Source organism: Neisseria sicca, from assembly GCF_017753665.1.
GTDB classification, from domain to species: Bacteria; Pseudomonadota; Gammaproteobacteria; order Burkholderiales; family Neisseriaceae; genus Neisseria; species Neisseria flava.
In genome coordinates, this window is the sequence record NZ_CP072524.1 from 1,039,516 (window position 1) to 1,051,828 (window position 12,313).

The following is a 12,313-nucleotide window of genomic DNA, read 5'->3' on the forward strand; positions in this document are numbered from 1 at the left end:
AAATAAGACTCAGGCATTATGCCGCCTTGTTTGTCTCCCATCTATTCCATTATAATTCGCCTTTGAAAAAACCTTCGTTTTCCTGTGGAATCGCTCTCTAAAAAGAGCAAATTCTTCCTAGATTCCCGCAAAAACAATATAGTGGATTAAATTTAAATCAGGACAAGACGACAAAGCCGCAGGCAGTACAGATAGTACGGCAAGGCGAGGCAACGCCGTACTGGTTTAAAGTTAATCCACTATACAAAGGTCGTCTGAAAGCATCGTTCAATGAAGCTATGTTTTCAGACGACCTTTTTGAACACGCAGACAGGCGGATTCAAACAAAAACATTACCGTCTCCTGTCATTCCATCCACACATCCAATACACACCACATCATGTACCGTCTTACCGCCTATCCCATCTCCCCGAAACAGGCCACCTTCATCGGCCTTTTTGCCGTCTGTTTTTGGAGTTCCGTCATTGGGTTAATCCGTACCTTGAGCCTGCACATGGGGGCGGTAGGCGGCGCAGCAGTCATGTACAGCCTTGCCACGATATTGCTGCTGCTGATTTTCGGCAAACCCGATTTGCGCCGCTTCAGCCGGAATTACCTTTTTTGGGCAGGTATCTTTTTTGTCGGCTGCGAACTGTGTCTGTCCCTTTCCATCGGATATGCAGACAACGCCAGACAAACCGTCGAAATCGGCATGGTCAATTATTTATGGTCGACTTTTACCATCATCGGCGCGGTCTGGTTCAATAAACAGCCGGCAAAATGGTGGATTGCCATAGGCTTTGCACTATCCTTCATCGGCATCGCCATCGTCTTGGGCGGGGAAGGCGGATTGTCCCCCGCCCATATTTACCGCAATGTCCTCGCCAATCCCGCAGGCTATATCATGGCGCTCTTGGACGCGCTGTTTTGGGCGGCATATTGCACACTGACCGCGCGGGTTAAGGCGCAGGGTAATGCCGTCGGCTTTTTCTTTTTCCTCGTTTCCTGCGTCCTGTGGGCAAAATATTTTGCAGGCAGCTACGGCAGCCTCAATTTCGATACCGAATCAGTCTTATACGCACTTGCTGCCGCATCCTGTATGGGTTTGGGCTATGCAGTGTGGAACATCGGCATCTCGCGCGGCAATATGACCGTTTTGGCAGGCGCATCTTATTTTATCCCCGTTTTCTCCGCCCTGATTTCATCCTTCCTGCTCGACGCACCGCTTCCTACGGAATTTTGGCAAGGTGCGGCGATGGTATGCATCGGATCGGCCGTATGCTGGTTGGCAACACAAAAGAAAGCATGACCGCACCTCTAAATCATAGAAATAAGATTTTCGGTTGAAACATATACCGATAAAAGCGTAACCGCCCCCGACCGTATCACATCTCAACACAACGTCGTCTGAAAACCGACATGGCAGGTTTTGCTCAAGCCGGTTTTCAGACGACGTTTTTCTTATCAAAGTACCAACTTATCTTTTGGGCGACAGTTTATCGACCAGACCTCCGTCAGCGAAGAATTTTTTCATGATTTCATCCCATGTACCGAATTTTTCGTTGGGACTGAAGGTTTCGATTTCGGGGAAATCTGCTTTGTGTGCGGCGAATACTTCGGCATTGCGCGGGCGAAGGTAGAGTTTGGCGGCAAGCTCCTGCGCGGGTTTGCTCCATAGATATTCCAAATATTCTTTGGCGGCTTCCTGCGTACCTTTCTTGTCGGCAACGCTGTCCACAACGGCAACAGGAGTTTCAGACAGAATGGTATAGCTCGGATAAACGATTTCAAACTGATCTTGGGTCAGTTTTTTGCTGACGTGATTCGCCTCGTTTTCAAAAGTAACCAAAACGTCGCCGATATTACGCTGACTGAACGTTGTCGTGGCAGCACGTCCGCCGTTTTCAAACACGGGCGTGTTTTTCAGGACGGATGCAGCAAATTCCTGCGCTTTGGCTTCATCGCCGTTGTTGGCTTTCAAACCGTAAGCGTATGCACCAAGGAAAGCATAGCGGCCATTACCGGAAGTTTTCGGGTTGGCGAGTACGATTTTGACACCGTCTTTCGCCAAGTCGTTCCAGTCTTTGATTTGTTTGGGATTGCCTTTGCGGACAAGGAAAACGGTTACGCTGGTATAGGGAACGGCATTGTCCGGCAGACGTTTTGCCCAGTCGGGTTTAATCAGCCCTTTCTGCGCCAACAAATCGATGTCGGAAGTCTGGTTCATGGTAACGACATCCGCCGCCAGCCCGTTGGCGACAGACAATGCCTGTTTGCTGGAACCGCCGTGCGACTGTTGGATGTCTATGTCTGCGCCCTTGTGTTTACTTTGATATTCTTTGACAAACAAAGGGTTGTATTCTTTATAAAAATCTCGTGCCACATCATAAGAAACATTCAATAGTTTCACACCTTTGCCGTCTGCCGCAGGAGAAGACGGTGAAGCGGTGTTTTGTTCGGATTGCGGCGAGCATGCCGCTAAAACGGCGGCAGCAAAAAGGGCGGTTGTGCGGACAGTCATTTTGTTCTCCAGATATTTGATGGGGACACTTTATACCGACGTTTCAGACGACGGAAATAATGTTTGCTTTCGGGTTTAGCGGTTTTGGTTATAAGTACCAAAATTCGGTCAAAGCCGTATTTTCAGACGACGTTTTTATCTAAACCACCCAAAAGAGGGCTACTCTATCCCAATATCCAAACACACGGCCTCTCCGCAATATGCTTTGCCTGCATCAGTCATATGCGCGGGTTTGTAGGCGGCGAAGGCGTAGGTCAGGTCAGCGCGGAAGGTGTCTTTGTCTGCTTCGCCGGTGTCGCAGTTCAGTCCGGTCGGGATGTCCAGCGCGATTTTGAAACCGTCGGCTTGGTTCAGCAGGCGGCAGACGGCGGCGGCTGTTTCGGGCAATGCGCCGCTGAAGCCTGTTCCGAAAATGCCTTCGATAACGAGGTCGTAACCTGTTTTCAGAGTGCGAAGCCTGCCTGTGGTACGGCCTTCCAGTTCGTCGGATCGGATAAAGCTGACGCCGTCTAAATGATTCAAACGCTCGTGATTCAACTGCGCCAGCGGCGACAGTTTATCTCCCAAGACAAAAACGACATCTGCCTGCCAATCCTTTTCGGACAACACGCGCGCGATGACCAAACCGTCGCCGCCGTTGTTGCCCTTGCCGCAAACGATTAACGCGCGTCCTGCTTTGGGAAAACGGCGCAGCAAATCAGCCGCGGCGGCTTGTCCCGCGTTTTCCATCAGTTGCTCGAAAGTCGTGCCTTTATCGACTGCTATTTGCTCGTGTTCGCGCATTTCTGCGGCGGTGTAGATTTTCATCATTCGCTCCTTTTCTCTTTACTGCCTATCAAACATCCAAATGCAAACCTTATCAATAGCCCTGCCCGACTTTCCCGTCAAATCATTCGCTTTTTTTGATTTGCCGCAAGAGGTCGTCTGAAAATCAGGAATTTGGTGGCTTTGGATTTGATTTTTATGTTAACAAGATTTATTATCAAAATAAAACAAAGTGATAAACAATTAAAACTACTTCTTTTGCGGGAACGGGCGTTGGAACATGCCTCTGCCTACCCTGTGTCTAATTCGTCTTTACTTGCTGTCTCTTTTTTCAATCGACAACGAAAGTAAAACACACTATGTCTGCCATACCTTTGTCAAAACTCAGTAAAGGCGCAGTCGCGCACATCGACTCCATCGTCCCCAATTCGACTTTCGGCGAACTCGACCCGCTGGTTACGCGCCGTCTTGCCGACTTGGGTTTTTCAAGCGGAATGCCGTTGCAGGTGATTGCCGTCGGCGGATTCGGACGCGGTCCGTTTGCCGTACGTTTGGGCAACCAGTCGCAATTCTCGTTGCGGCAGGAAGAAGCGGGAAAAATTATGTGCCATGTGATTGACGGCTGACCGCTGTACAGACAGGCGGGCTTCATGTTCTGAAAATGCGGCAAAGGCGGATTGAACCTGACCGCCCTATCCTTTTCAGACGACCCGGGTCGTCTGAAAGCGCCGTTTCAAAGCCTTTTCCCCAATCCAACGCCAAACTCATCACACAATCAAACAAGGAGAATAAATAAATGGAACTAAGCTATTTTGCCTTGATTGGCGCGCCAAACTGCGGCAAAACCGTTTTGTTCAACGGTTTGACCGGCGCACATGCCAAGGTTGCCAATTATCCGGGCGTAACGGTCGATAAGCGCGAGGGCGCCTTACTTGACGACAAGGCCGTTCGCATTATCGACCTGCCGGGCACATACAGCCTGCGCACGACCAGCCCCGACGAAGCGGTGGCGAAAGATGTCGCCGTAGGCAAGCTGGGCATTCCGCCCGACGCCATCATTGCCGTTGCCGACGCGACCAACCTGCGTATGACCCTGCGCATGATTTTGGAACTGAAAACGCTGGGACTGCCTATGGTGGTGTCGCTGAACATGAGCGACGTTGCCCGCAGAAGGGGCTTGAATATTGATGCGGCCAAACTGAGCGAGTTGTTGGATGCACCTGTTTTGGAAACAGTTGCCGTGAGCGCGTCGGGTGTACAGGCCGTGCGCGAAGCCGTGGCGAAGCTGCCGCGTAAACGCTCTTTCCCCGCCAACCCCGCTTCTGCCGAACGCACGCTCGAGGCGCTGGAGAGCGACAAACTTTATCAAGAAGTCGAATCGATTTTGGCACAGGTGGTGCGCACGGAAATGACGCTGCCCGCATGGCACAAAAAACTCGACGACATCGTGCTGCACCCCGTCTGGGGCATAATTATGCTGCTGTTTATCCTGTTTATGGTGTTCCAAGCGGTTTACACTTGGGCGGCACCGATTATGGAAGCCATCGAAGGCGGCTTTGCCGCGCTGGGCGAATGGATAGGCACCAACATGGAGCCGGGCATCCTCAGCGACTTGCTCGTCAACGGCGTCATTGCCGGTTTGGGCAGCGTGTTGGTGTTCGTGCCGCAGATTACGATTTTGTTCGCCTTCATCCTGCTTTTGGAAGACTCAGGCTACCTGCCGCGTGCGGCGTTCCTGCTGGATAACGTAATGGCGAAAAGCGGCCTGTCCGGACGCTCATTCATCCCGCTCCTGTCGAGTTTCGCCTGTGCCGTTCCCGCCGTGATGTCGGCGCGTACGATTAATGACCCGCGCGAACGCCTCGTTACCATCGCCGTCGCCCCGCTGCTGACCTGCTCCGCGCGGCTGCCCGTTTACGCGCTGATTATCGCCGCCGTCATTCCTAATCGCACCGTAGGCGGGATTTTCAACCTGCAAGGACTGACGCTGTTCATCCTCTATCTCGTAGGCATCCTGTCTGCCGCCTTGGCAGCGTATATCATGAAACGCTTGGCGCGTATGAAAGGCAACGTGCAGCAATTCCCGCTCTTGATGGAGCTGCCGACTTTCCGCACGCCCAACTTCAAACACATCATGACCAGCCTGTGGGACAGGGTAAAAGCCTTCCTCAAACGCGCCGGTACGATTATCTTCGCCCTTGCCGTAGTTTTGTGGGGCTTGGTAAGCTGGCCGCAACCGCCCGCAGGTGCAACAGGCGCGGCAATCGACTACAGCTTGGCTGGTATGCTCGGCCACGCTATCCAACCATTGTTCGCCCCGCTGGGCTTCACTTGGGAAATGTGTATCGCCATGATTCCGGGCATTGCCGCGCGTGAAGTCGTCGTTGCCGCACTGGGTACGGTCTATGCCGTCAGCGCGTCGTCTGAAGACGCCGTACAAAACGCGCTGATTCCGATTGTGCACAACAACTGGGGTTTGCCAACCGCCTTCGCCTTCCTGGCTTGGTATGTGTACGCCCCCATGTGTGCCGCGACATTGGCTGTGATTAAACGCGAAACCAAATCCACAAAAAATATGGTGATGATTACCGGCTATTTGTTCCTGATGGCTTACTTTGCCGCATTTGTGGTTTACCAAATTACTTCAAGGATACTATCGTCATGACTCAATATATTATCGTCGGCTTGATTATGCTCACTTGCATATTCTTCCTCTTGCGAAAATTCGTATTCAAACCGAAAAAACGCGATTGCAGCAGCGGTTGCGGCAAATGCGGCGGTTGCGGTTAAATATGGATAGCTAGGAAGCAGAAAGGTCCTTGGATTCGGATTTCAAGTGCAACACCAGGGTACCAGTGGTTGGAACAGATTTAAGAATAAAACACTTGGCGTTTCACAGCCAAGTGTTTTTCTTGGCCGGTGGTTCAACTCATCTTGAACCCTGCGTATCTCCCGATCGCTGATGTTTCGGAAATCGGTCTGTTTGGGGAAATATTGCCGGATGAGTCCGTTGGTGTTCTCATTCAGCCCTTTCTCCCAAGAATGGTAAGGGCGGCAAAAATAGGTTTTCGCCTTCAATGCTTTGGCTATTTTGGTGTGTTGGTAGAACTCTTTGCCGTTATCCATGGTGATGGTGTGGACTCTGGCTTTATATGCCTTTAATACCCTAATGGCCGCCCGGGCAGTGTCTTCGGCTTTTAAGTTCTTTAATTTGCAGATGATGGTGTAGCGGGTAGTGCGTTCGACCAAGGTCAATAACGCGCTTTTCTGATTTTTGCCGACGACGGTGTCGGCCTCCCAATCGCCGATGCGGGTTTTCCGGTCGACAATGGCGGGTCGGTTTTCTATGCCGACGCGGTCGGGCACTTTGCCTCTGGTCCATGTGCTGCCGTAGCGTTTGCGGTAGGGTTTGCTGCATATTCTGAGGTGTTGCCACAAAGTGCCGCCGTTGTTTTTGTCTTGGCGAAGGTGGCGGTAAACGGTGCTGTGATGGAGCGTGATCCCGTGGTGTTTGCGTAGGTAGGCACATACTTGTTCGGGACTGAGTTTGCGGCGGATAAGGGTGTCGATGTGTTGAATTACCTGCGAATCGAGTTTATAGGGTTTTCGCCGGTGCTGTTTGGTCAGCCGGCTTTGCTTCTGTGCTTTTTCGGCGCTGTATTGCTGTCCTTGGATGCAGTGCCGCTTGATTTCTCGGCTGATGGTGCTTTTGTGGCGGTTGAGCTGTTTGGCGATTTCGGCGATGGTGCAGTGGCGGGACAGGTATTGGATATGGTATCGTTCGTCTTGGGTCAGTTGTGTGTAGCCCATGGCAATCTTTCTTGCAGGAAAGTCCGTATGCTGCCGCATACCGGCCTTTTTCTGTTATGGAAAGTGCACTTCAAATGCGAATCCGCCGTCGTCTGAAAACCGGTTGCAAGATTGAACTGCACCCTAAAGGCCAAATACGCACTCTGGGCAGTTAGGGTGCAGTTTTTTATGATTCGAACCACGCAAGGAGTAATGGCATGAAAATCCCGCAAATTATCCGTTTCACTGATTTTTTACAACAAAACCCCACCGAAGCCGTGCGCACCGTGCTGCATCAAGACAAGCATGACAACATGGTGCTTTGGCAGATTCCGCCACAAACTATGCTGCCCGCCCACCGCCATCTGCGCGGTGCGGACATCTGGATTGTATTGCAGGGCGAAGCCGAGCTGGTGGACGACGCACAAAGCGGCCGCATCATCCGCGCAGGTGAGAGCGTGATAGTCGGCAACCACCAAATCCACGGTGCGCGTAACAACGGCAAAGAAGACTGCATTTTGATTTCGGTTATCAGCCCGAAAGCAGGATTTGAACAGGTATAACCTTTTTCAGACGGCACCAATCTATCGGAGGCCGTCTGAAAACAGATCAACCATAAAAATTTCAATATACCAAAAATGAAAACCCCATCAAACTGTGCCGCCATTTTCTCATCCTTATCGACAAGGAAACGGGCAAAGTGATGGGGTTCGGCCTTGGAAGGCGGACAGGAAAATTTGAAAACTCCATCAAAGGGAGCAGGCTCAACAACTGACAGACTGCCGTCTAAAAGGGAGCGGATTCGCATTTGAAGTGCAACTTTCCATAACAGAAAAAGGCCGGTATGCGGCAGCATACGGCCTTTCCTGCAAGAAAGATTGCCATGGGCTACACACAACTGACCCAAGACGAACGATACCATATCCAATACCTGTCCCGCCACTGCACCATCGCCGAAATCGCCAAACAGCTCAACCGCCACAAAAGCACCATCAGCCGAGAAATCAAGCGGCACTGCATCCAAGGACAGCAATACAGCGCCGAAAAAGCACAGAAGCAAAGCCGGCTGACCAAACAGCACCGGCGAAAACCCTATAAACTCGATTCGCAGGTAATTCAACACATCGACACCCTTATCCGCCGCAAACTCAGTCCCGAACAAGTATGTGCCTACCTGCATAAACACCACGGGATCACGCTCCATCACAGCACCGTTTACCGCCACCTCCGCCAAGACAAAAGCAACGGCGGCACTTTGTGGCAACATCTCAGAATATGCAGCAAACCCTACCGCAAACGCTACGGCAGCACATGGACCAGAGGCAAAGTGCCCGACCGCGTCGGCATAGAGAACCGACCTGCTATCGTCGACCGGAAAACCCGCATCGGCGATTGGGAGGCCGACACCGTCGTCGGCAAAAATCAGAAAAGCGCGTTATTGACCTTGGTCGAACGCGTTACCCGCTACACCATCATCTGCAAATTAAAGAACTTAAAAGCCGAAGACACTGCCCGGGCGGCCATTAGGGTATTAAAGGCATATAAAGCCAGAGTCCACACCATCACCATGGATAACGGCAAAGAGTTCTACCAACACACCAAAATAGCCAAAGCATTGAAGGCGAAAACCTATTTTTGCCGCCCTTACCATTCTTGGGAGAAAGGGCTGAATGAGAACACCAACGGACTCATCCGGCAATATTTCCCCAAACAGACCGATTTCCGAAACATCAGCGGTCGGGAGATACGCAGGGTTCAAGATGAGTTGAACCACCGGCCGAGAAAAACACTTGGCTGTGAAACGCCAAGTGTTTTATTCTTGAATCTGTTCCAACCACCGGTACCCTGGTGTTGCACTTGAAATCCGAATCCAAGGAACCTTAAAAGCGAACTTTATAGTGGATTAAATTTAAATCAGGACAAGGCGACGAAGCCGCAGACAGTACAGATAGTACGGCAAGGCGAGGCAACGCCGTACTGGTTTAAAGTTAATCCACTATAGTCAATTAAAAACAAAATAGTACAATACTCAACTTTGAAGGTTTAACCATGGCATACTCTGCGGACTTAAGAAACAAAGCTTTAAACTATTACGAACAATGCAAAAACATCAGCCAAACCGCAGCAACGTTTAACTTGTCAAGAAACACACTTTACCTGTGGATTCGCCTTAAAAAACAAACAGGCAGCCTAAAACATCAAGTTACCGGTCTAAATGCCGTCAAATTGGATAGGCAAAAACTGGCTCAATATGTTGAGCAACACCAGGATGCCTATCTGCATGAAATCGCCAAACATTTTGATTGTACGCCAGCCGCCGTTTGCTATGCACTCAAACAGATGGGGATGACGCGCAAAAAAAGACCACCACTTACAAAGAACAAGACCCGGCCAAAGTAACGCATTATTTGACACAGCTGGCCGAATTTTCCGACTACCAACGTGTTTATTTGGATGAAACAGGATTTGACCGCTACCTGTTCCGTCCCTATGCCCGCAGCCTGAGAGGGCGAATAGTGAAAGCGCAGATAAGTGGAAAAAGATACCGACGCTTATCTCTGGTGTCCGCACAAGTCGGCAACCGGCTGATTGCTCCGATGGTTTATCAAAATACGATGACCGGAGTCTTTTTTGAAGCGTGGTTTCAGCAATGCCTACTGCCCGCATTGACTCAAAAATCGGTAATTATTTTAGATAATGCACGATTTCACCGTATGGATGTCTTACGGGAAATGGCGGAAAAATTGGGCCATAAGGTATTACCTCTTGCACCTTATTCACCTGAGCTCAACCCGATTGAGAAGGTGTGGGCGAATATTAAGCGGTATCTGCGAACCGTTTTGTCTGATTACGCCCGATTTGACGATGCGCTAGTGTCCTATTTTGATTTTAATTGACTATATATCGGGTCTGCCCCATCCCATTCCTTCACAACAAAAAGGTCGTCTGAAAACCAAACTCCGGTTTTCAGACGACCTCAATCATTCCAAAACTTCAACCAACCTTATTTCAACGCTTCCAGCAGCTTCCCGTGTATCCCGCCGAAACCGCCGTTGCTCATCACCAAAATATGGTCGCCTGCTTCGGCATTTTTCACGATTTCGGCGACGAAGGCATCGAAGTCTTTGCCGACGTGCAGCTTGCCGCCCAAAGGCGCGAGGGCTTCGGCAACGTCCCAGTCCACACCGCCGGCGTAGCAGAACACTTGGTCAGCACCTTTAAGGCTTTCGGGCAGGGCGGCTTTCATGGTGCCGAGTTTCATGGTGTTGGAACGCGGCTCGAGGACGGCGAGGATGCGGGCATTTCCGACGCGCTGGCGCAAGCCTTCGATGGTGGTTTCGATGGCGGTCGGGTGGTGGGCGAAATCGTCGTAAACGGTGATGCCGTTCACCGTGCCTTTGATTTCCATGCGGCGTTTGACGTTTTTAAACGCGCTCAAGGCTTCGCAGGCCGTCTGAATATCGACTCCGGCATGACGTGCGGCGGCGATGACGGCGAGCGCGTTCATGCGGTTGTGTCCGCCCATCAAATCCCATGCGACGTGTCCGGCTTTTTTGCCGTCAAGCAACACGTCGAACGAGCCGTCGGCATTGACTTCGCCGACCTGCCAGCCGTGTTCGGTGCCGAATTTTTCTACAGGCGTCCAGCAGCCTTTGTCCAAAGTGTCTTGCAGGCTTTGCTGCTGTCCGTTGCAGACGATTAAGCCTTCGGACGGCACGGTGCGCACGAGGTGGTGGAACTGGGTCTGTATCGCGCCCAAGTCGGGGAAGATGTCGGCGTGGTCGAATTCCAGATTGTTCAACACGGCGGTACGCGGGCGGTAATGTACGAATTTGGAGCGTTTGTCGAAAAAGGCGGTGTCGTATTCGTCGGCTTCGATAACAAAAAACGGCGATTTGCTGTTCGGGTCTTGGCGCGGCGTTTGCGGCAGGCGGGCGGAAACGCTGAAGTTTTCCGGTACGCCGCCGATGAGGAAGCCCGGCGCGAGTCCGGCATATTCCAAGACCCATGCGAGCATGGACGCGGTTGTTGTTTTGCCGTGCGTCCCCGCCACGCCGAGTACCCAATGATGGTGCAACACGTTTTCCGACAGCCATTGCGGGCCGGAAATATAAGGCAGGCCGCGGTTCAAAATCGCTTCAACCACATCCATTCCGCGCTTGGCGACATTGCCGATCACGTAAACGTCGGCTTTAAATTCGTCCAACTGCGCGGCATCGAAGCCTTCGTGTACGTCTATGCCCAAGGCTTCGAGCTGGGTGCTCATCGGCGGATACATCTTCGCGTCGCAACCGCTGACTTTAAACCCCGCTTCTTTGGCAATGGCGGCCACCCCGCCCATAAACGTGCCGCCGATACCGATAATGTGGATGTGTTTCATGATAAAACCGTCTTTTGAATGAAATAATGGGAAAGCCGCCATTATAGCGGAGTTTGGATGCAGGGGTCGTCTGAAAAGCGAAGCTGTGGCAAGATGGGAAATATGAAGGATTTGAGCTGAAAAGGAGAATCTACATGCCCAAGCTGACGCCGAAAATGTTCGCTTTTCTGCAAGCGCCTCAAGCCGAAGCCGTTTTGCTGCGGCTCTACACCCAAGCCTTAAAGCAAAACAGACAGATGTTTTTTCATTTTCTGCCCAAGATTTTCAAGCTCTTGGGCAAAGGGCTGGATTGGACGGGGGAAAACGAAAGTTTTTACGAAGACAAATACATCCCCATCGCACCGCAACAAGGCAAGTTTTTGTATTTGTATATGCAGGCTTTGGCATCGGGTGCAAAAAATATTGTCGAATTCGGGACTTCCTACGGCATTTCGACGCTGTATCTTGCCGCAGCCGCCAGAGTCAACGGAGGGCGCGTCATCACTTGCGAATATCTGCCGCACAAAGCCGCAGCGGCGAGAAAACATTTCCAAGAAGCCGGTTTGGCAGACTATATCGAGCTTCGCGAAGGCGATGCGCTGGAAACCTTAAAAGACTTAGCCATCCGCCCCGATTTCGTCTTGCTCGACGGCTGGCCGGATTTGGTATTCCCCGTATTCAAGCTGCTGGAACCCAATCTTGCCGACCGCGCGGTCATCGCCGTGGACGATGTAGAAGGCTTTTCACCTGCCATGCAGGATTATCTCGATTACGTCCGCCGTCCTGAAAACGGTTATATTTCATCCACACTGAAACCTTACAAAGCGTTGGAATATGCGGTCAAAACAGGCAACCATACCGAAAAGGTCGTCTGAAAACCAGTTTCACCAAGATGAAAC

12 protein-coding genes and 1 pseudogene are annotated in these 12,313 nt (G+C 51.3%); 9 read left to right on the top strand and 4 right to left on the bottom strand.

Annotated features, from left to right (window positions below):
* Window positions 1-134: 134 nt before the first annotated feature.
* Window positions 135-245: pseudogene (locus tag J7445_RS12495) on the top strand (IS5/IS1182 family transposase); the annotation flags it as partial.
* 134 nt (window positions 246-379) lie between these two features.
* A complete protein-coding gene (yddG, locus tag J7445_RS04865) occupies window positions 380-1,288 on the top strand; it encodes an aromatic amino acid DMT transporter YddG (protein ID WP_209283223.1) in 909 nt (302 codons plus the stop codon).
* Window positions 1,289-1,456: 168 nt separating this feature from the next.
* On the opposite strand, the gene J7445_RS04870 is transcribed toward yddG, so the two are convergent.
* Both J7445_RS04870 and J7445_RS04875 read right to left on the bottom strand, forming a co-directional pair.
* Window positions 1,457-2,500: a sulfate ABC transporter substrate-binding protein gene (locus J7445_RS04870; protein ID WP_039406965.1), complete on the bottom strand. Its 1,044-nt coding sequence runs from the start codon at window positions 2,498-2,500 to the stop codon at window positions 1,457-1,459.
* Window positions 2,501-2,659: 159 nt separating this feature from the next.
* Window positions 2,660-3,307 carry an NAD(P)H-hydrate epimerase gene (locus tag J7445_RS04875; protein ID WP_209283349.1) on the bottom strand — a complete coding sequence of 216 codons (648 nt, stop codon included), beginning with the start codon at window positions 3,305-3,307 and terminating at the stop codon, window positions 2,660-2,662.
* Between the two features lie 317 nt (window positions 3,308-3,624).
* Between J7445_RS04875 and J7445_RS04880 the strand changes: the two genes are divergently transcribed.
* The 3 genes from J7445_RS04880 to J7445_RS04890 all read left to right on the top strand — a co-directional run bounded on the left by J7445_RS04880 (window position 3,625) and on the right by J7445_RS04890 (window position 6,055).
* Window positions 3,625-3,891 (top strand): FeoA family protein, encoded by a 267-nt coding sequence (locus J7445_RS04880; protein WP_003742387.1) that lies wholly within the window; start codon window positions 3,625-3,627, stop codon window positions 3,889-3,891.
* A gap of 170 nt (window positions 3,892-4,061) precedes the next feature.
* Window positions 4,062-5,930, top strand: coding sequence for a ferrous iron transporter B (feoB, locus tag J7445_RS04885; RefSeq protein WP_107812709.1), 1,869 nt, complete (start codon window positions 4,062-4,064; stop codon window positions 5,928-5,930).
* Complete coding sequence (locus J7445_RS04890; RefSeq protein WP_003756918.1) at window positions 5,927-6,055, top strand: FeoB-associated Cys-rich membrane protein; 129 nt, start codon at window positions 5,927-5,929, stop codon at window positions 6,053-6,055. The genes feoB and J7445_RS04890 overlap by 4 nt, the downstream gene beginning before the upstream one ends.
* A gap of 42 nt (window positions 6,056-6,097) precedes the next feature.
* On the opposite strand, the gene J7445_RS04895 is transcribed toward J7445_RS04890, so the two are convergent.
* Entirely contained in the window at window positions 6,098-7,075 is a 978-nt protein-coding gene (locus tag J7445_RS04895; RefSeq protein ID WP_209283224.1) for an IS30 family transposase, read from the bottom strand.
* A 197-nt stretch (window positions 7,076-7,272) separates the two neighbouring features.
* Between J7445_RS04895 and J7445_RS04900 the strand changes: the two genes are divergently transcribed.
* From J7445_RS04900 to J7445_RS04915, 3 genes are all read left to right on the top strand, one after another.
* Window positions 7,273-7,617 carry a cupin domain-containing protein gene (locus tag J7445_RS04900; protein ID WP_060975129.1) on the top strand — a complete coding sequence of 115 codons (345 nt, stop codon included), beginning with the start codon at window positions 7,273-7,275 and terminating at the stop codon, window positions 7,615-7,617.
* 320 nt (window positions 7,618-7,937) lie between these two features.
* Window positions 7,938-8,915, top strand: a complete 978-nt coding sequence (locus tag J7445_RS04905; protein ID WP_209283225.1) for an IS30 family transposase — start codon at window positions 7,938-7,940, stop codon at window positions 8,913-8,915.
* A gap of 188 nt (window positions 8,916-9,103) precedes the next feature.
* Window positions 9,104-9,951, top strand: a protein-coding gene (locus J7445_RS04915; RefSeq protein WP_209282820.1) for an IS630 family transposase whose coding sequence is annotated in 2 segments (ribosomal slippage) — window positions 9,104-9,419 and window positions 9,419-9,951 — 849 coding nt in all. Because the reading frame shifts where the segments join, the coding sequence is not laid out codon by codon here.
* Between the two features lie 107 nt (window positions 9,952-10,058).
* Here the strand turns inward: J7445_RS04915 and mpl are convergent.
* A complete protein-coding gene (gene mpl / locus J7445_RS04920) occupies window positions 10,059-11,435 on the bottom strand; it encodes a UDP-N-acetylmuramate:L-alanyl-gamma-D-glutamyl-meso-diaminopimelate ligase (protein WP_209283226.1) in 1,377 nt (458 codons plus the stop codon).
* Between the two features lie 134 nt (window positions 11,436-11,569).
* Here mpl and J7445_RS04925 point away from each other — a divergent pair, with 134 nt between their 5' ends.
* Window positions 11,570-12,289 (top strand): O-methyltransferase, encoded by a 720-nt coding sequence (locus J7445_RS04925; protein WP_209283227.1) that lies wholly within the window; start codon window positions 11,570-11,572, stop codon window positions 12,287-12,289.
* Window positions 12,290-12,313: the final 24 nt, after the last annotated feature.

What these genes read in the sequence shown, in the direction of transcription:
- yddG (WP_209283223.1), top strand. Translation starts at nt 380, where the DNA reads ATGTACCGTCTTACCGCCTATCCCATCTCCCCGAAACAGGCCACCTTC.
- J7445_RS04870 (WP_039406965.1), bottom strand. Translation starts at nt 2,500, where the DNA reads ATGACTGTCCGCACAACCGCCCTTTTTGCTGCCGCCGTTTTAGCGGCA.
- J7445_RS04875 (WP_209283349.1), bottom strand. Translation starts at nt 3,307, where the DNA reads ATGAAAATCTACACCGCCGCAGAAATGCGCGAACACGAGCAAATAGCA.
- J7445_RS04880 (WP_003742387.1), top strand. Translation starts at nt 3,625, where the DNA reads ATGTCTGCCATACCTTTGTCAAAACTCAGTAAAGGCGCAGTCGCGCAC.
- feoB (WP_107812709.1), top strand. Translation starts at nt 4,062, where the DNA reads ATGGAACTAAGCTATTTTGCCTTGATTGGCGCGCCAAACTGCGGCAAA.
- J7445_RS04890 (WP_003756918.1), top strand. Translation starts at nt 5,927, where the DNA reads ATGACTCAATATATTATCGTCGGCTTGATTATGCTCACTTGCATATTC.
- J7445_RS04895 (WP_209283224.1), bottom strand. Translation starts at nt 7,075, where the DNA reads ATGGGCTACACACAACTGACCCAAGACGAACGATACCATATCCAATAC.
- J7445_RS04900 (WP_060975129.1), top strand. Translation starts at nt 7,273, where the DNA reads ATGAAAATCCCGCAAATTATCCGTTTCACTGATTTTTTACAACAAAAC.
- J7445_RS04905 (WP_209283225.1), top strand. Translation starts at nt 7,938, where the DNA reads ATGGGCTACACACAACTGACCCAAGACGAACGATACCATATCCAATAC.
- mpl (WP_209283226.1), bottom strand. Translation starts at nt 11,435, where the DNA reads ATGAAACACATCCACATTATCGGTATCGGCGGCACGTTTATGGGCGGG.
- J7445_RS04925 (WP_209283227.1), top strand. Translation starts at nt 11,570, where the DNA reads ATGCCCAAGCTGACGCCGAAAATGTTCGCTTTTCTGCAAGCGCCTCAA.